This window comes from Stakelama pacifica (genome assembly GCF_004361835.1).
Classification (GTDB): domain Bacteria; phylum Pseudomonadota; class Alphaproteobacteria; order Sphingomonadales; family Sphingomonadaceae; genus Sphingomonas; species Sphingomonas pacifica.
On the sequence record NZ_SNWD01000003.1, the window covers coordinates 191,353 to 209,421 of the forward strand.

Below are 18,069 nucleotides of genomic sequence, written 5' to 3' on the forward strand. Positions count from 1 at the left end.
AATCCAGCGGACGCATGCGCTGCGCTGGATTGCCGAGCCACTTTCGGGGCTCGCAATGACGTTGGTGTCATAAGTCGGGATCGATACAGGCTGCCTATTATCCCGGCATCAGCACCGTTTTCATATTCATGAATTCGTGCATGCCCCAAGGGCCGAGTTCGCGGCCATGGCCCGACAGCTTCACCCCGCCGAACGGCGCTTCGGGGGTCGATGACAGCATCTGGTTCACCGCCGTCATGCCCGCCGCGATATCGCGTTCGAACCGCTCCTGCTCTTGTGCGTCGCTGGTCCAGACGCTGGAACCCAGACCGTAGGGAATGTCGTTGGCAAGCGTAATCGCCTCGTCAATGTCATCGACCCTGAACAGCATCGCAATGGGTCCGAACACTTCTTCCTTCGCGACATCGGCATCGCGCGGTACGCCGGTCAGCACGCCGGCAGTCAGATAAGCGCCCGGCGAATCGAGCTTCTCACCGCCGAATTCCAGCGTTGCGCCCGCTTTCTGCATACGATCGAGCTGCTCCAGCACCGTATCGCGCTGCTCGAAGCTCGATAGCGGTCCCATATCCGTTCCGTCGTCCATCGGATCGCCTGCTTTGACCGCCTTCATGCCATCGAAGAATTTGGCGGCGAATTCGTCATAGACATCGCTATGGACGATCATCCGCTTGCCGCAGATGCACGACTGGCCCGTATTCTGAATCCGCGCAGTAACCGCCTGTTTCGCGGCTTCGTCGATATCGGCCGAGGGCATCACGATGAACGGATCGGAACCGCCGAGTTCGAGCACAACCTTTTTCAGCTTGCGCCCGGCGGTTTCGGCGACCTTCGATCCCGCGCCTTCGCTGCCGGTCAACGTCACGGCGACGACGCGGTCATCGCTGATGACCTTGTCCACCGCGCCCGATTTGATCGCCAGATTCTGGAATAATCCGTCGGGGCCGCCCGCCTTCTTCACCATCTCTGCAAGCGCGGCCGCCACCCCTTGCGTGATCGAGGCATGTTTGAGCAGGCCGACATTCCCCGCCATGATCGCGGGCGCCATGAAACGCACCACCTGCCAGTAGGGAAAGTTCCACGGCATCACCGCCAGCACGGGGCCGAGCGGCAGCCAGCGGATCCGTGCCGCGCCCTTCGACACTACGACGTCGCTCTGTTCCAGAAATTCGGGGCCGTGCTTTGCATAATGGCGGAACGCCGCGGCGCATTTCTCCACCTCTGCGATCGAGGATTTCAGCGTCTTGCCCATTTCGCGCGTCGCGATTTCGGCGAGCCGCTCCTTCTCCGCTTCGAACAGATCGCCCAGCCGGGCGAGCAGGGCGGTACGCTCGTCGAGCGCGCTGGTCCGCCATTGCCGGAAGGTCGCATCGGCACGGGCAAGCGCCGCCTCGACCGCAGCATCGTCCATTTCGGGGATCGGTTCCAGCTTCTCACCGCTGGCGGGGTTGGTACGTTCAAACATGGTCGCAAAATCTCCTGATCTTTGCCGTCTGAACGTCCCTCGCCAACTGGGAGTTGCAATCACCGGGTGAGCCGGGCCATAGCGCAGGGCATGGCTGAAGCGCGCGACATTTCCGAACTATCCTTTGAAGAGGCCCTGCAAGAGCTGGAACGCATTGTCGGGCGGCTGGAAAGCGGCGATGCCGCGCTGGAGGAAGCGATCCATCTCTATGAGCGCGGCGATGCGCTGCGCCGCCGCTGTGCCGACCGGCTGGACGCGGCGCAGGCGCGAATCGAGGCGATCCGCCTCGACCCCGACGGCAAACCCACGGCGACACAGCCGTTCGACGCAGGATGATTTCTGACATGGCGGATGCTTCGTTCGTGCTCGCTTCGGCGATGAAAAATATCGCTGCCGAGGTGGATCAGCAGTTCGATGCGCTGCTCGAGATTCCGGACGATCCGCGCGCCGATCTGTATCGCGCGATGCGTCATGCCGCAATCGGCGGCGGCAAGCGGCTGCGTCCGTTGCTCGTTCATGCAACCGCTGCGCTCTATGGCGTAAAGCCCGAACAAAGCCTGCGCGTCGGGACGGCAATCGAATGCATCCATGTCTATTCGCTGATCCACGACGATCTGCCTGCGATGGACGATGACGATATGCGGCGGGGAAAGCCGACCGTGCATCGCGAATTCGATGAAGCGACGGCGGTGCTGGCGGGCGACTGCCTCCATGCGCTGGCGTTCGAGATACTGGCGCACGAGGCGACGCATCGCGATTCGCATGTCCGTGCCGAGCTGGTGTTCGAACTCGCTCGCGCCGCCGGCCCTGCCGGAATGGCGGGCGGGCAGATGATGGATCTGAAGGCGGAGGGCGCGACCTTCGACCTGCCGACCGTCACCCGGCTTCAGGCGATGAAGACCGGCGCGCTGATCTCCTGCTCGGTCGAATCGGGCGCGATTCTGGGGCGCATTCCGCCAGAGGCGCGCACCGGCATTCGCGGCTATGCGCATGATATCGGCCTCGCCTTTCAGATTGCCGACGATATCATAGATGTCGAAGGGAATGAGGAACTGGCGGGCAAGAAGCTGCGCAAGGACGGCGATGCGGGCAAGGAGACGTTCCTGTCGCTGCTCGGCCTCGAACGTGCGCGCGAACAAGCCAAAATGCTGGTGGAGCAGGCAATCGAACATCTGCGCGATTTTGGGGATGAGGCCGATTTGCTGCGCGACATCGCCCGCTTCACGCTTGCCCGGAACCACTGAACCGTTCGGTTTCACAACGCCCTTACGGGAGAATGACGATGACCATGCGCACCGGCGTGTATCCCGGCACGTTCGACCCGATCACGCTCGGCCATATGGACATTATCGCGCGCGCCGCGCGGCTCGTCGACCGGCTGGTGATTGGGGTAACGACGAATCCGTCCAAAAACCCGATGTTCTCTGTCGAGGAGCGGATGGCGATGGTCCGGCGCGAGGTTGCTGCGCTGGAGGGCGATATCGCGGTGGTCAGCTTCAATGCGCTGCTGATGGACTTTGCCGAGCGCGAGGGCGCGTCGATGATCGTGCGCGGCCTGCGCGCGGTCGCCGATTTCGAATATGAATATCAGATGGCGGGCATGAACCAGCAGCTCAACGATCGCATCGAAACGGTGTTTCTGATGGCCGATGTATCGCTGCAACCCATTGCCAGCCGGCTGGTGAAGGAAATCGCGATGTTCGGCGGCGACATCCATAAGTTCGTCGGTCAGGACGTTGCCGCAGAGGTGGAAGCGCGCGTGACGAAAATCGGTCGCAAGGGCGACTGACGCTGCTTGTGCCCATTCACATTGGCGCAAGCGTGATTATGGTTTAAGTCCGCCGGATCAGTTCAGCGGGATTTTTTGGGGAAGTCATGCGTTTTATCGGGTTTCTGGCTGCATTCACGGCGGCCATGACGGCGGTTCCGGCGGTCGCACAGCAAAAGACCATTCCGTCGACCCATGCTGAGGAAGCGCCTGACACCACCGACAAGGCCAATCTCTGGCTGCTCGACCTTTCGACCGGCGGTCGGGTGACGATCCTGCTGCGTCCCGATGTCGCGCCCAAGATGGTCGAGCGGATCAAGACGCTGACCCGCCGCCATTTCTATGACGGCACCATTTTTCACCGCGTCACCGACCGCCCGCTTCCCATCGCGCAGGGCGGCGATCCGACCGGGACGGGCACCGGCGATTCCGATCTTCCCGACGTTCCGGCGGAGTTCAACTACCTCCCCCATGCGCGCGGCGCAGTCGCGGCGGCACGGACCGAGGATGAAAATAGCGCGAACAGCCAGTTCTACATCATGTTCCGCCCCGCGCTTTCGCTCGACAAGCGCTATACGGTTTTCGGGCGGGTGATTAAGGGCATGGAATATGTCGACGAGATTCATCGCGGCGAGCCGCCGAAAGATCCGTCGCGCATCCTCCACGCCTATATCGCATCGGATAATCCCCCGCCCTATCAGCCTGGTCCGGCGACCGTGAACCCGGCGCTCGGCGATCCGGGTGACATCACGCTGCCGGCAAAACCGGCTGCGGCGCCCGCAAGCAAGCCTGCGCAAAAGCCGAAAAAGTAAAGCGGGCGCAATGCGCGTCGACGATTTCGATTTCGACCTTCCCAATGACCGTATCGCGCTGAGGCCCGCAGCCCCGCGCGATACGGCACGGATGCTGGTCGTGGGCAGCGATGCGATGCTTGATAAGAGCGTCGCTGATCTGCCCGCGATGCTGCGCGCGGGCGACTGCCTGATTTTCAACGATACGCGGGTGATCCCGGCGCAGCTGGAAGGGATGCGCGGTGAGGCGAAGATCGGCGCGACGCTGCACAAGCGGGAGGGGCCGCGCGAATGGCGTGCCTTTATCCGCAATGCCAAAAGGCTGCGCGACGGCGACGAAATCGATTTTTCGAACGGCGTTACCGCCGTCGCGTCGGATCGGGCAGCGGATGGCAGTTTCCGGCTGAGCTTCGGCGGCATCGAGCCGGTCGAGCTGCTGCTCGAACGTGCCGGGCATATGCCATTGCCGCCCTATATCGCGTCGAAGCGCCCGACCGACGAACGGGACGCGCAGGATTACCAGACGATGTTCGCGCGAGAGGCGGGCGCGGTCGCCGCTCCTACCGCCGCGCTGCATTTCACCCCCGCGCTGATCGAAGCACTGGCGGACGCGGGTGTCGAAACCGCTACGCTGACCCTGCATGTCGGCGCGGGCACCTTCCTGCCGGTAAAGGCCGACGATACCGACGATCATGTGATGCATGCCGAATGGGGCCGGATCGACCCGGCGACCGCCGACCGGCTGAACGCCGTCCGGGCAAAGGGCGGCCGCCTGATCGCGGTCGGCACCACCAGCCTGCGCCTGATCGAAAGCGCGACCGGCGAGGACGGCGTGGTGCGTCCGTTCGAGGGCGATACCGCGATCTTCATTACCCCGGGCTATCGCTTTCGCGGGATCGACGGGCTGATGACCAATTTCCATTTGCCGCGATCGACCCTGTTCATGCTGGTTTCGGCGCTGATGGGGCTGGATCGGATGCAGGCGGCCTATGCCCATGCGATCGCGAACGACTACCGCTTTTACAGCTATGGCGATGCGAGCCTGCTCCTCCCCTGACGCAGCGCATCATGCGCTAGCATCACATGGCCGACCGGCCTTATGGCGGCAGATATGAGCGCGAATCATTCCCATAGTTACGGGCACGGACAGGGGCACTCCCATGACCATGGGCACAGCCATGCCCTTGGCCACGGTCATGCTCATGCGCCAAAGGATTTCGGCCGCGCCTTTGCGATCGGCACGGCGCTCAACATCATCTTCGTCGTGGTGGAGGGCGGCGCCGGAATCCTGTGGGGTTCGATGGCACTGCTCGCCGATGCGGGCCATAATCTCTCCGACGTTCTCGGCCTGCTGATCGCCTGGGCCGGGGCGGAGCTGACCAAAAGGCCGCCGTCGAAGCGCTTCACCTATGGCCTTCGCGGATCGTCGATCCTCGCCGCGCTGGGCAACACCCTGCTGCTGATGATCGCGGTCGGCGCAATCCTGCTTGAAACGGTGCAGCGTTTCGCCGATCCGCCGCCGGTTGCGGGCGGCATGGTGATGATCGTCGCGGCTGTCGGTATCGTTATCAACGGCATTACCGCATGGCTGTTCGCCAGCGGGCGCAAGGGCGATGTGAATATTCGCGGCGCGTTCCTGCACATGGCTGCCGATGCCGCCGTCTCGGCCGGCGTGGTGATCGGCGGCGGCCTGATCCTGTGGACCGGCGCGGAGTGGATCGACCCGGTCGTCAGTCTGCTGATCGTCGCGGTGATCCTGTGGAGCAGCTGGGGCCTGTTCCGCACCTCGGTCAATATGGCGTTGCAGGCCGTGCCGCCGGGTATCGATCATGATGCGGTGGTTGCGGCGCTCTATTCCCTGCCCGGCGTCGCGCATATACATGACCTGCATATCTGGCCGATGAGCACGACCGAATCGGCGCTCACCGCGCATCTTTATATGCCCGGCGGGCATCCGGGGGATCGCTTCCTGATCGAACTTCAGGAACGCCTGCTCCACGATTTCGGGATCGACCATATCACCGTGCAGATCGAAACGAGCGAGGATGCCGGGTGCCGGATGCATGGCGAGCGAACCGTCTGATCGCCTCGCCACTGGCATAACCGCGCCGCATGGCTTAGGGGGTGCGGCTTCCAATCGAATATACGGGATGACCCATGGGTTTTCGTTGCGGCATCGTCGGCCTGCCCAATGTCGGCAAATCGACGCTTTTCAACGCGCTGACTGAAACGGCGGCGGCACAGGCGGCCAATTACCCCTTTTGCACGATCGAGCCGAATGTCGGCCAGGTGGCGGTGCCCGATCCGCGCCTCGACCAGCTGGCAGAAGCGGCGGGATCGGCGAAGAAGATCGAAACCCAGCTTGCGTTCGTCGATATCGCCGGGCTGGTACGCGGGGCGAGCAAGGGCGAAGGACTGGGCAACCAGTTTCTCGGCAATATCCGCGAAGTCGACGCGATCGTCCATGTCCTGCGCTGCTTCGAAAATGACGATATTCAGCATGTCGACAATCATGTCGATCCGATCGCCGATGCAGAGACGGTCGAAACGGAACTGATGCTTTCGGACCTCGAAAGCCTCGAAAAGCGCGTGCCCAACCTTCAGAAAAAAGGTCAGGGCGGCGACAAGGATGCAAAGGCGGCGGCGGTGGTCCTGTCCCGCGCGCTCGACCTGCTGCGCGACGGCAAGCCCGCTCGCCTGACCGAGGTCAACGACCCCGAAGAGGCGCGTATCCTGGAACAGGCGCAGCTGCTGACTGCCAAGCCGGTCCTGTATGTCTGCAACGTCAACGAGGATGAAGCGGCAGAGGGCAATGCCTATTCGGCGCGGGTGTTCGAAAAGGCGAAGGCGGAGGGCGCGGAAGCCGTCGTCGTCTCTGCCGCGATCGAGGCGGAGATCGCCACGATGGACCCTGCCGAACGCGGCGAGTTTCTGTCCGAACTCGGGCTCACTGAAACCGGCCTCGCCCGCGTTATTCGCGCAGGTTATAAACTTTTGAACCTACTCACCTTTTTCACCGTCGGTCCCAAAGAGGCGCGCGCATGGACGGTCGAGGCGGGCGCAAAGGCGCCGCAAGCAGCGGGAGCGATCCATACCGATTTCGAACGCGGCTTCATTCGCGCCGAAACCATCGCGTTCGACGATTATGTCGCGCTGGGTGGTGAAGCAGGCGCGCGCGATGCTGGCAAGCTGCGCGCCGAGGGCAAGGAATATGTCGTTCAGGACGGCGATGTGATGCTGTTCCGCTTCAACGTCTGATGCGTCGGGCGCCGCGATTGCGGCGCCATATTTCGCTCGCCAGCACCGTGGCGAAGCCAAGCCATGCGACCAGCGGCACCCCGGCAGCGGCGGCAGGCCGATCGACCTTCGCCGCCGATCGGACATAGGCCGCCCCGCTGCCGAGCATCGCCGCGCTGGCCAGTGCACCGGCGCCCGGCAGCCGCGCCCGAAAGAAAATCGCGCTCCACCCGGCGATTGCAGCCTCATTGACAGCCCATAAGGCGAGCGCACGGTCGCGCCCGGGCCCGCCGGGCGTTCGCAGCAGGCGATAGGCGCCGCTCGCCAGTCCGATCTGGATCGCCGTCCATGCGACCCCGAACGCAGCATCGGGCGGCGTGAAGCCGGGTTTGTCGAGGCTGCGATACCAGTTCTGAATGTCCGGCTGTTCGGGCGTCGGGCTGTCGCGCGAACCGATCCATGCGGCGAGCGCGGCGGTGCCCGCCGAAATCGCGAGGGCAGATAGCGGGGACAGGGTTCGGTTCGCCATGGATCGTCTCCTCATGGCTTTCCGGACGCGCGAATAGCGGCGCAGTTCCGGAGCCATGTCTTTCTTTTGACGCTTTACGATGGCACAGGCGCAGCCATGCGTTACCCCATATCGTTCGTCGTCGCGGCGTTTGCTGCGCTGGTCTCTGCCTGCACATCGCAAACCACCACCGCCCCTCCTCCCGCCGCCGTAGCCGCGAGCGAGGAAAAGGCGCCCGTTACGATCCTCGTTTCCATCGACGGTTTTCGCGCAGATTATCTCGATCGCGGGGTCACACCCAATTTGTCGGCGCTGGCCCAAAGCGGGGTATCGGCCCCGATGCGCCCGTCTTTCCCGTCCAAGACCTTTCCTAATCATTGGGCGCTGGTGACCGGCGAATATCCGGATCACAACGGAATCACCGCCAACACCATGGAGGACCCGCGCCGACCGGGGGAAACGTTTACGATGGCGAGCGACGACCCCTTTTGGTGGAACGAGGCGAAGCCGATCTGGGTCGCTGCCGAACAGGCGGGAATCCGCACCGCAACGATGTTCTGGCCCGGTGCCAACGTCGCATGGGGCGGCAAGCGGGATGACGAATGGCCGCATGAGATCGAAGGCGGCACGCGGCCCGAGGACTGGCAGCAATTTAACCAGGCAGTGAGCGGCCGGCAGCGAGTGAATACGGTGCTCGACTGGCTGCGCCGCCCGGCCGAGATCCGGCCGAAATTCGTGACATTATATTTCGATACGGTCGATACCGCCGGGCATCGCTATGGCCCCGAGGGCAAGGAAACGACACAGGCGGTGGCCGATGTCGATGCGCTGATCGGAATGCTGCGCGAGGGGCTGACGCGTCTGCACCAGCCGGCCGATCTGGTGATCGTTGCCGATCATGGCATGGCCGCCATCTCCAAAGACCGGGCGATCGTGCTCGACACCATCGTCGATCCGGCCGATTTCCGACTGATCGACAGCGGACCCTTTGCCGGAATCGTCCCCCTTGCAGGGCATGAAGAAGAGCTCGAAAAGGCGCTTCTCGTCCCCCATCCGCACATGCAATGCTGGCGGCGCGGCGATATTCCGGCGCGCTTCCATTATGGCAGCAATCCACGCGTGCCGCCGCTATTCTGCCTCGCCGAAACCGGTTGGCAGATCGTAGCGACGCCGGACAAGGCGCATGACGGCGGCACCCATGGCTATGACAATCGCTCGCCCGAAATGGCGGCTTTGTTCATCGCGAACGGTCCGGCCTTTGCGGCGGGCGAGACGCTGGCCCCCTTCCTCAATGTCGATGTTGAGCCGCTGCTGAGGGAGCTTATCGGCCTGCCGCGCAATCCCCAGGCGGATGGCAGCGCAACGCCGTTCGCACGCGTATTGCAGGGATCACGATGATCCTCTTGCCAAATCGCGCGAAGGGGCAGAACCTCGCGCGATGCGTTATCTCGAAGATATGGAAGTGGGCCAGCGCGAAAGCTTCGGCAGTTATTCTGTAACTGCCGAAGAGGTCGCGGAATTCGCCCGCAAATACGATCCACAGCCTTTTCACCTTTCCGATGAGGCGGCCGCGAAGACTCATTTTGGACGAATCGCCGCAAGCGGCTGGCATAGCTGCGCCATGATGATGGCGATGCTGGTCGCCCATTTCGAAAAGGTGCAGCTGGCGAGCCATGGTGCGGCGGGGGTTGACGAACTGCGCTGGCTGCGCCCCGTCTATCCCGGTGATACGCTACGGTGCGAAAGCGAAGTTGTGGAGGTTCGCCCTTCGCGCAGCCGGCCGGAAATCGGCACGCTGCGCACGCTGGTGACCGTCCTTAATCAGGAAGATGTCGCGGTATTACGCTGCATCACAATCGCGCTGATCGGGCGGCGCGGCGAAGGCTGAAACCGCCGCCGCGCCTTCAGGCGCGGCGGCCGGGCGCAATCAGTCACTGCGATTTTGCGGCGGCAACCGGCGGAAGCGCTGCGGATTCGGCGAGCCGCGCTGCGGCGCGTTCCAGTCACGCTCCGGCCTCTGTCGATCGGCTCCGGGTCGAGGGCCACGATTCCATTGCCGGGGCGGAGCTGCGCGATCGCCACCCGGCTGAGGCCGGGCGGACGGGCGGCCCGAATGGTTTCGCCAGTCGGGGCGGCGATCGCCGCGATGATGGTTACGATCGCCTCGGGGACGATCGCGATTCCAATCGGGTCGATGATCGCGGTCGGGTCGCGGCCGACCATCCTGATGGCGACCGCGATAGCCGTCCCAGCGTCCGGGCATCGCGTGACGCGGTCCGCGCCAATGGTTGCGGCGATTCATCCAATATTCGCGCTGGCGCTGGTTCCATCGATAGCGGCGATTGGCGTTATCATAGACATAATAGCCGGTGCCGGGATAATAATAATTGCCGTAATAGCCCCAATACGGATCGCCATAGGCACTGCTATAATAGCCGGGCGTATACCCACCCGAACCATAGCCCACCGACACGCCCGAATAGCCATAGCCGTCTTCGTAACAGCCGCCGAGTGCGCCGGTCATTCCAAGCGCGATGATAAGTCCGGCCTTACGCAGGAACGGTATCTTCATGTTCACTCTCCCGCGCGCAAAGACGGATCGCAATCGTACCGGACGCGCCAAATTATTGATTGCACTCATATTTGCATGGCACGTGTGAATTTCACCTGACTAATTGCAGGTGATCGGACCGGCACCGGGCGGGCGTACTGCCAAGCTGCAATAATCCGGACTCACCGCCAGGATCGTCATCACGAGAAGCGCAGCGACGCGGCGATCCGGCGATGTGCAGCGCCGCTTCTCCATTGCCGCGCGCGTTCGGGGCTCGCAATTGTTGCTATGCTGGGGGGCTCGGGTGGTGGCAAACGGCAGCGGCCCCGGCCTTCGCCGGGGCGACGATTGTGATAATCGTGGTGCATAAAGCGTTGACACTATGCATCGCCCCGGTCTTCGCCGGGGCCGTGAGCGTGTGGCGCTATGGTGGCATGGAGCGGTGGTGGTCGATGCGGCGTGATGCGAGCCTGCACGCGGCCCAGCACTCTGGATTGCGTGACGTTGGTACAATAGGTTCGGAACAACGCCGGTCGGTATTACTCCATGCGGTCCTTGACCTATGTGCAACGCCCTCGCTCCCGCCCGTTCGTGTCGAGCATAGTCGGGACACGTTGCGCTAACGCTTCCCGACTGCGCTTCGCAAGCGGAGGCAAAAGGGATATCCGGACATTCGGAAGGATGGTGCTGGGGAAGCGCCTGATATGCGAGCGGACAGCCCTACAACCGCCGCTCACGCAACTATCGCAGTCAGTCGCCCTCGAACGCGACCAGCGCGGAGACCGCAATCCCGTCGCCGCGCAAGGCATCTGCGCCACCCAGATCGGGAAGGTCGATGACGAACGCCGCCTGTTCGACCGTAGCCCCGGCCTTTCGCAGCAAGCGAACGGCTGCGCGGGCAGTGCCGCCGGTGGCGATCAGATCGTCGACCAGCAATATCCGCGCACCGGGCGCACAGGCATCGGCATGGATGGTGATCCGGTCAGTGCCATATTCCAGCGCATAATCTTCGACGATCGTCGCGCCCGGCAATTTGCCGTCCTTGCGGATCAGCAACACGCCAGCGCCCAGTGCGAGCGCGACGGCAGGGGCGAATACGAATCCGCGCGCTTCGATCCCGGCGACCAGATCGATTTCGCCCTCGACGCCGGCTATCATCCGCTCGACCGCCAGCGCCAGCCCCTCGGGATCGAGGAGCAGCGTTGTGATGTCGCGAAACTGAATCCCCGGCTTGGGAAAGTCGGGGATCGTGCGGATTCGCCGCCGGATATCCTCATTTGCTTCGGCGACAAGCGTCAATGTTTGATCCCGCGCCAGATGTTACGATACGCGCCGAAGGTCAGACCAGTGAAGATCAGCAGGAAGATCACTGCCCCGAACCCCGTGGCGTGGCGCTTGGCCAAATTGGGTTCCGCCGTCCACATCAGGAACGCCGAAACGTCCTTCGACATCTGATCCACGGTCGCTCTGGTCCCGTCCTGATATTGCACCTGTCCGTCCTGGGTGAGCGGCGGCGGCATCGCAATGTTCAGATTAGGGAAATAGGGATTGAAGTGCAGCCCGGTGGGCACGGTGAAATCCGGGAACTCCTTCGCCAGCGACTTTCCGTCATGCGTGAAGGTCTTCGGGTCGGTATAGCCGGTCAGCAGCGAATGAATGTACGCTGGACCGCCCTCACGCGCCTTCGCCATCAGCGAAAGATCGGGGGGAATGGCATTATTGTTTGCCGCGCGCGCCGCGACATCATTGGCAAAGGGAAGCGGGAACCGGTCCGACGCAACATTGGGCCGCGTCGCGGGCTCGCCCGTATCCTTGTTCACATCGGGCTGCTCGATCTGCCAGCCGGCAGCGATCGCCTTTACCTGCGCTTCGGAATAGCCGATCTTTTCCAGATCGCGAAAGGCAACCTGTTTCAGCGAGTGGCACGCCGAACAGACTTCCTTATAGACCTGAAAACCACGCTGAACCTGACGATAGTCATAGGTTCCGAACGGGCCGTCCGAATGCAGCGCCAGCGGTTCGGGCTCAAGGTGGAATTCCTCCTCGGCCGTCGCCTTGGGCGGGTTGGTGATCAGCTCGGACGCAGTGCCCCAGAGCGCGATCAGCAGCACGAACGCAAACGCCGCGCCGATGATGTAATTGATATATCGCAGGATCAGCGAAACCATGACTATCCTTGCCCCCTATTCGGCCGGTGCGACGTTACCGTCGACTGCCGTTTCGCTCATGCGCGATCCGCTTTTTCCCTGAAGCACTGCCTCAGTGATCGAATTGGGCAGCGGACGCGTGCGTTCCAGCGCCGAAACGATCGGAAGAATGATGAGGAAGTGCGCGAAATAATAGCCGGACGTGATTTGCCCCAGCATCAGATATACCGGCGTTGCTTCCGACCCGCCGACATAGCCGAGCACCAGCACATCGACGACAAGGATCCAGAAGAACACGCGATAGACCGGCCGGAAATTGGACGAACGCACCGGCGATTTGTCGAGCCATGGCAGGAAGAACAGCAGCAGGATCGAGCCGAACATCGCCAGCACGCCCCATAGCTTCGCCGGCAGGATGAAATCTGCGGTGAACGAACGCAGGATCGCGTAGAACGGCCAGAAATACCATTCGGGAACGATATGCGCCGGGGTCGAAAGCGGGTTCGCTTCGATATAATTGTCCGGATGGCCCAGATAATTGGGCGCGAAGAACAAGAGCAGCGCGAAGACCAGCAGGAATACGCCGACGCCCACACCGTCCTTGGCGGTGTAATAAGGATGGAACGGAACGGTGTCCTGCGGCCCTTTCACCTCAACGCCGGTCGGGTTGTTCGATCCGGGAATATGCAGCGCCCAGATGTGGAGGATGATCACCCCCGCAATCACGAAGGGCAGCAGATAATGGAGCGAGAAGAAACGGTTGAGCGCTGCCTGATCGGGCGCGTAACCGCCGAGCAGCCAGATGCGGATATTCTCGCCCACCACCGGAATGGCGGAGAAGAAGCCGGTAATCACCTGAGCGCCCCAAAAGCTCATCTGCCCCCAGGGGAGCACATAGCCCATGAACGCGGTCGCCATCATCAGCAGGAAGATCACGACGCCGAGCATCCAGACCATTTCGCGCGGCGGCTTATACGATCCGTAATAAAGCCCGCGGAAAATATGGACATAAACGACAATGAAGAACATCGACGCGCCGTTGGCGTGCGCATAGCGCAGGAACCAGCCCGCGTTCACATCGCGCATGATGCTTTCGACCGAATCGAACGCGACGCCCGCATTGGCGGCATAATGCATCGCGAGCACGATGCCGGTGATGATCTGGATCGCCAGCGCGGCTCCCGCCAGAACGCCGAAATTCCAGAAATAATTCAGATTGCGCGGCACCGGATAGCCGGCACCGATCGCGCCATATACCAGGCGCGGCAGCGGCAGCCGCTGATCCAGCCACTGCATGGCCGGATGCTTTGGTTTATATTCTTCTGCCCACGGAAAGCTCATCGTCTACCCCCTCACCCGACCGTTACGTGCGTATCCGATGTGAATTCATATTCCGGAACGAACAGATTCTTCGGCGCCGGCCCCTGCCGGATGCGCGCCGCCGTATCATAAGCGGAACCATGACAAGGACAGAAATAGCCGCCGAACGGGCCCTTATTCTCACCCTCGCCCGCGCCCAGCGGAACGCAGCCCAGATGGGTGCATACGCCCAGCGTGATCAGCCAGTTCTTGTGCCCGGTCTTGGTCCGCTGTTCCAGCGTTTGCGGATCGCGAAGCTCGGAAAGCGGCACTGCCTCCGCCTCGGCGATCTCCTTCGGCGTCAGGTTGCGCACGAACAAAGGCTGTTTGCGAAAGCTCGTCTTGATTGCCTGCCCCGGTTCGATCCCCGCCAGATCGACTTCCGTCGTGGACAGCGCGAGCACGTCGGCCGACGGATTCATCTGATTGATCAGCGGCAACGCGACCACGCCTGCGCCGACACCGGCAAAGGATACCGCCGCTATGGACAGAAAATCGCGGCGCCGTACGTCGCCATCCGTATCCCCATGTTCGGAATCGCCCTCTTTTTCGAGAAAAGGATCGGGATTTTCTAACGTTTCGTCGACCGAAGCCATTCAAAGTCCCTTACGGTTCGTACCATCGATGAGCCTCCGCGCTCTCGACCAAAATAGCTGGTAACAAGACATCCTCTCCCGACCAGCCCGCCGTCGTGGTGATAAACGGGCTATGATGGATTTGCCAATAGCGATTTAGCCTGCTTGCTTTGCTGCGCCGCGAGATACTATGCCCGTTTCGATGCGTGTTGCTCTGTTTCAGCCCGATATTGCGGGCAATGTCGGGACCATTATCCGATTGTCGGCATGTCTCGACACGCCGGTCGATCTGATCGAACCCATGGGATTTGCCTATTCCGACCGCGCGCTTGCCCGCGCCGGAATGGACTATGCCGAAGCGCCCCGCGTCACCCGCCACCCCGACTGGGACGCATTCCGGGCAAGCTGCGGCACTGCGCGGCTCGTCCTGTTCACCACTCGCGCGGCGACCGATCTGCCGCACGCGCATTTTCAGGCCGATGATATTTTGCTGTTCGGATCGGAAGGCGCGGGCGTTCCGGATTCGGTCCATGACGCAGCGGAGTATCGCGTGCGAATCCCGATCGTCGCGACGATGCGCAGCCTGAATGTCGCGGTAGCAGCGGGAATCGGCCTTGCCGAGGCGCTGCGACAGACTAAGGGATGGCCGGCATGACAATTGAACTCGACCCTCAGCAACAGGCGGCGCGCGACTGGTTCGAACAGTTGCGCGATTCGATCTGCGCTGCGTTCGAGGCGATCGAGCGCGAGGCGGGATCGGACGCTGCGTTCGAATATACCCCTTGGCATCGCGACGATCCTTCCGGCGCGCCGGGCGGCGGCGGCGTGCGCGGTCAGATTAAAGGCAAGGTGTTCGAAAAAGCCGGGGTCAATGTCTCGACCGTCGCGGGCACGTTCGAAGGCGAATTCGCGAAGTCGATCCACGGTGCGGCGGAAGACCCGAGCTTTTTCGCGACGGGGATCAGTCTTGTCGCGCATATGGCCAATCCGCATGTCCCGGCCGTGCATATGAACACCCGCTTCCTTGTCACCACGAAACGCTGGTTCGGCGGCGGAGCGGATCTCAACCCGCCGATTCCCTATGGCGAGGACACGCAGGATTTTCATGCGCGGCTCAAAGCAGCGTGCGATGCGCATGATCCCGAACATTATCCGCGCTTCAGCAAATGGGCGGACGATTATTTCTATATCCCGCATCGCAAGGTGCATCGCGGCGTCGGCGGCATTTTCTACGACCATCTCGAAGGCGATTTCGACGACAATTTCGCCTTTACCCGCGATGTCGGCAGCGCGTTTCTGGATATCTTCCCGAAGCTGGTGCGCCGCCGGATGAACACGCCGTTCGACGAAACCGACAAGGCGCGTCAGCTTAGCTGGCGCGGGCGCTATGCCGAATTCAACCTCGTCTATGATCGCGGCACGACCTTCGGGCTGAAGACGGGCGGCAATGTCGATGCGATCCTGATGAGCCTGCCGCCGCTCGCCGCCTGGGAATAAGCCGATGGGCCTGATCGCGGTACCGCCGGGCGAGGTCGCGACGATCGTCACCACGCTGGAAATGACAAGGCGGCCGCTGCCCGCGCCGATCCCCGATTCGCCGCTTCGGCTCGTGCGCTGGCCCGCCCCGCGGCTCGACGCCTATCGCACGCTGTTCCGCCGGGTGGGTGCGCCATGGCTATGGTTCTCGAGGCTGGTAATGGCCGATTCGGAGCTGGCCGCGATCGTCGAAGATGCGAAGGTGGAGGTCTTTGCCGTTACTGACCGGCAGGGAATCGAGGTCGGGCTGCTCGAACTCGATTTTCGCGAGGGCGCGCAATGCGAATTGTCTTTCTTCGCGCTGGTCCCCGAGCTTGCCGGAAAAGGGCATGGCCGCTGGCTGATGGCCCATGCGCTCAGCCTCGGCTGGCGCAGCGGGATCGAACGTTTATGGGTGCATACCTGCACGCTCGACCATCCGCGCGCGCTGCGCTTTTACCGCAAAAGCGGTTTCGAGCCGCTGAAACAGACGATCGAGACCTTTGCCGATCCGCGCCTCACCGGTCATCTGCCGCGCGAATCGGCGCCTCACGTCCCGCTTTTCGATCCCGCGAGCCGCCGATAACAGGCGACGCGGAACAGCAATTCGACGATCGTCGCGGCCATGCTGACCGCCGCCGCCGCTGCATAGACGATCGCTGTCAGAACCGGACCGTCGCCTGCCATCGCGCGAATATCACCGATCACCAGAATCACCGCATTGGCACCGAACATGATCGCAATCCCCGCAAAGGCCAGCGTCCAGCTATTGCCCCTGGTCAGCTCCAGACTGCGCGCCACGGCCTGAAGCGGATTGTCGATCCGCTCGGCGATCAGCGCCGGGCCGCTCACAAAGCTACGTCCGTAGAAATAGATGCCCGGCACGATCAGCAGTAACAGGCCGAGGAAAAATCCGACCTGCACGGCGAGCATCGTCAGGAACAGCAGCAGCGCGCGTGGCAGTGCGAGGCGCAGCGTCTGCCCCACCGTCGCTTCGGGGCGCAACAGCAGCTGATACAGCGCCGCCGTTCCGATCGCTCCGATGGCCAGTGTGACGAGATAGGAGGGTATCGCCGACGCCAATATGTCGAGCATCGCCGCCTGCGCGGCCGCCGGGTCGGTCGAGGCATCGACCGGCGGCGTGGCCGGATCGGGCGTCAGCAGCGCACCGGCAAAGGGCGGCAGAAACAGGAACGGCGGCGCGATCCGCATGATAAGGTCGCGGCGCGCATGCCAGAGCGCGCGCGCGTCCGCAAAAATGGCGGCCAGGTCAATTTTCATTCGAATGATGCTGCTTCGGATCGGAAGGGGCGGGAAAGCGCGAGATAGAGTTTGGCGAGAAATGCGACCTGAATGACGCTGACGATCGTCAGCACGATCCCGCTGGCGCAGGCGATCAGGATCGCGGAGAGGCTGAAACTGCCTTCTCCGCCGAGAAATAGCAACAGGATCGATCCCAGCACCGTCTTCACCGCAAGCTGAGCGATCAGCGCGACAATGCCGAACAGCAGAACGATGCCGATGATCGCAGCGCCATACCCTCGGGTCAGCTGCCAGGACCGGCGCAGCGCCGACAGGCCGTTGCGTTCGGCCACGATCACCGGCGTCGTCACGATCAGCCGCGCGATCAGCACCACCAGCGCGACGGCGTAGAGAATCGCGTAGAGAACGACAAAGGCGAGATAGAGCGGCGAAACATCGGGCGCGTGCATCGCGCCCTGCCCCATCCCTGCGCGCCAGAAAACGAAAAGCACCGGCAGCGCGAGGACCATCAACACGATCGTCACAAGCACCAGAATGCCGATCACGGCGGGAAGGCGGCGAAGCCCGGTTCGCGCGGCGGCACCGGCCGACAATGGCTCCAGCGCCATCGCGGTAATGCTGATCTGCGCCCACAGCGCGATAACGGCGACCAGAAAGCTGATCAGCGACGCAGCGATCCCGGGCGCGGTTTCGGAACCCGTTTCCGCCTGAACCATCTCGGCGAGCTGGCCGATGGTGAGCGGAACGAACAGGCCCAGGATGACGAGCGGCAGCAGCGCCCGTTTGTGCGCGCGCAGAAAATCAGCCATTGCGTTCCAGACGCTTTCCATCTTGACCATCGCGGGGCGCTTCCTCATCTCAACGCGGCACTTTCCCGCTCTACCCAAGCCCTT

General features: G+C 62.6%; 21 protein-coding genes. 12 read left to right on the forward strand and 9 right to left on the reverse strand.

The annotated features are described in order from the left end of the window. Positions 1–97: 97 nt before the first annotated feature. Positions 98–1,462, reverse strand: a complete 1,365-nt coding sequence (locus EV664_RS06710; protein ID WP_133494916.1) for an NAD-dependent succinate-semialdehyde dehydrogenase — start codon at positions 1,460–1,462, stop codon at positions 98–100. Positions 1,463–1,552: 90 nt separating this feature from the next. Here EV664_RS06710 and EV664_RS06715 point away from each other — a divergent pair, with 90 nt between their 5' ends. From EV664_RS06715 to ychF, 7 genes are all read left to right on the forward strand, one after another. Beyond that, positions 1,553–1,798: an exodeoxyribonuclease VII small subunit gene (locus EV664_RS06715; protein WP_133494917.1), complete on the forward strand. Its 246-nt coding sequence runs from the start codon at positions 1,553–1,555 to the stop codon at positions 1,796–1,798. An 8-nt stretch (positions 1,799–1,806) separates the two neighbouring features. Further along, complete coding sequence (locus tag EV664_RS06720; RefSeq protein WP_188656376.1) at positions 1,807–2,706, forward strand: polyprenyl synthetase family protein; 900 nt, start codon at positions 1,807–1,809, stop codon at positions 2,704–2,706. 38 nt (positions 2,707–2,744) lie between these two features. After that, on the forward strand, positions 2,745–3,251 hold the full coding sequence (gene coaD, locus EV664_RS06725) for a pantetheine-phosphate adenylyltransferase (protein WP_133494918.1): 507 nt from the start codon (positions 2,745–2,747) through the stop codon (positions 3,249–3,251). Between the two features lie 86 nt (positions 3,252–3,337). After that, positions 3,338–4,042, forward strand: a complete 705-nt coding sequence (locus tag EV664_RS06730) for a peptidylprolyl isomerase (protein WP_133494919.1) — start codon at positions 3,338–3,340, stop codon at positions 4,040–4,042. 10 nt (positions 4,043–4,052) lie between these two features. Next, complete coding sequence (gene queA / locus EV664_RS06735) at positions 4,053–5,078, forward strand: tRNA preQ1(34) S-adenosylmethionine ribosyltransferase-isomerase QueA (RefSeq protein WP_133494920.1); 1,026 nt, start codon at positions 4,053–4,055, stop codon at positions 5,076–5,078. Between the two features lie 54 nt (positions 5,079–5,132). Beyond that, on the forward strand, positions 5,133–6,104 hold the full coding sequence (locus tag EV664_RS06740; RefSeq protein WP_133494921.1) for a cation diffusion facilitator family transporter: 972 nt from the start codon (positions 5,133–5,135) through the stop codon (positions 6,102–6,104). Between the two features lie 74 nt (positions 6,105–6,178). Further along, positions 6,179–7,279: a redox-regulated ATPase YchF gene (gene ychF, locus EV664_RS06745; protein WP_133494922.1), complete on the forward strand. Its 1,101-nt coding sequence runs from the start codon at positions 6,179–6,181 to the stop codon at positions 7,277–7,279. On the opposite strand, the gene EV664_RS06750 is transcribed toward ychF, so the two are convergent. After that, positions 7,269–7,787, reverse strand: a complete 519-nt coding sequence (locus tag EV664_RS06750) for a TspO/MBR family protein (RefSeq protein WP_133494923.1) — start codon at positions 7,785–7,787, stop codon at positions 7,269–7,271. The genes ychF and EV664_RS06750 overlap by 11 nt on opposite strands. A 96-nt stretch (positions 7,788–7,883) precedes the next feature. Here EV664_RS06750 and EV664_RS06755 point away from each other — a divergent pair, with 96 nt between their 5' ends. Beyond that, on the forward strand, positions 7,884–9,164 hold the full coding sequence (locus tag EV664_RS06755) for an alkaline phosphatase family protein (RefSeq protein WP_133494924.1): 1,281 nt from the start codon (positions 7,884–7,886) through the stop codon (positions 9,162–9,164). 40 nt (positions 9,165–9,204) lie between these two features. Continuing rightward, positions 9,205–9,654: a MaoC family dehydratase gene (locus tag EV664_RS06760; RefSeq protein WP_133494925.1), complete on the forward strand. Its 450-nt coding sequence runs from the start codon at positions 9,205–9,207 to the stop codon at positions 9,652–9,654. Between the two features lie 39 nt (positions 9,655–9,693). Here the strand turns inward: EV664_RS06760 and EV664_RS06765 are convergent, their stop codons facing one another. From EV664_RS06765 to petA, 5 genes are all read right to left on the reverse strand, one after another. Continuing rightward, positions 9,694–10,338 carry a putative RNA-binding protein gene (locus tag EV664_RS06765; protein ID WP_133494926.1) on the reverse strand — a complete coding sequence of 215 codons (645 nt, stop codon included), beginning with the start codon at positions 10,336–10,338 and terminating at the stop codon, positions 9,694–9,696. A gap of 729 nt (positions 10,339–11,067) precedes the next feature. Continuing rightward, positions 11,068–11,616: an adenine phosphoribosyltransferase gene (locus EV664_RS06770; protein WP_133494927.1), complete on the reverse strand. Its 549-nt coding sequence runs from the start codon at positions 11,614–11,616 to the stop codon at positions 11,068–11,070. Continuing rightward, positions 11,613–12,473, reverse strand: a complete 861-nt coding sequence (locus tag EV664_RS06775) for a cytochrome c1 (RefSeq protein ID WP_162848796.1) — start codon at positions 12,471–12,473, stop codon at positions 11,613–11,615. The genes EV664_RS06770 and EV664_RS06775 overlap by 4 nt, the downstream gene beginning before the upstream one ends. Positions 12,474–12,500: 27 nt before the next feature. Further along, entirely contained in the window at positions 12,501–13,805 is a 1,305-nt protein-coding gene (locus EV664_RS06780; protein WP_133494929.1) for a cytochrome b, read from the reverse strand. Positions 13,806–13,816: 11 nt separating this feature from the next. Continuing rightward, on the reverse strand, positions 13,817–14,419 hold the full coding sequence (gene petA / locus EV664_RS06785) for a ubiquinol-cytochrome c reductase iron-sulfur subunit (protein WP_133494930.1): 603 nt from the start codon (positions 14,417–14,419) through the stop codon (positions 13,817–13,819). 181 nt (positions 14,420–14,600) lie between these two features. On the opposite strand from petA, the gene EV664_RS06790 reads away from it, so the two are divergent. From EV664_RS06790 to EV664_RS06800, 3 genes are read left to right on the forward strand one after another with little or no spacing between them, the layout of a single operon-like run. Then, complete coding sequence (locus tag EV664_RS06790) at positions 14,601–15,053, forward strand: tRNA (cytidine(34)-2'-O)-methyltransferase (protein ID WP_133494931.1); 453 nt, start codon at positions 14,601–14,603, stop codon at positions 15,051–15,053. Beyond that, positions 15,050–15,895, forward strand: coding sequence for an oxygen-dependent coproporphyrinogen oxidase (gene hemF, locus EV664_RS06795; protein ID WP_133494932.1), 846 nt, complete (start codon positions 15,050–15,052; stop codon positions 15,893–15,895). Before EV664_RS06790 ends, hemF begins: the two co-directional genes overlap by 4 nt. A gap of 4 nt (positions 15,896–15,899) precedes the next feature. Beyond that, a complete protein-coding gene (locus tag EV664_RS06800; RefSeq protein WP_133494933.1) occupies positions 15,900–16,499 on the forward strand; it encodes a GNAT family N-acetyltransferase in 600 nt (199 codons plus the stop codon). Here the strand turns inward: EV664_RS06800 and EV664_RS06805 are convergent. Then, positions 16,463–17,194 (reverse strand): hypothetical protein, encoded by a 732-nt coding sequence (locus tag EV664_RS06805; RefSeq protein WP_133494934.1) that lies wholly within the window; start codon positions 17,192–17,194, stop codon positions 16,463–16,465. The genes EV664_RS06800 and EV664_RS06805 overlap by 37 nt on opposite strands. Continuing rightward, positions 17,191–18,033 carry a hypothetical protein gene (locus EV664_RS06810; protein ID WP_133494935.1) on the reverse strand — a complete coding sequence of 281 codons (843 nt, stop codon included), beginning with the start codon at positions 18,031–18,033 and terminating at the stop codon, positions 17,191–17,193. The genes EV664_RS06805 and EV664_RS06810 overlap by 4 nt, the downstream gene beginning before the upstream one ends. Positions 18,034–18,069: the final 36 nt, after the last annotated feature.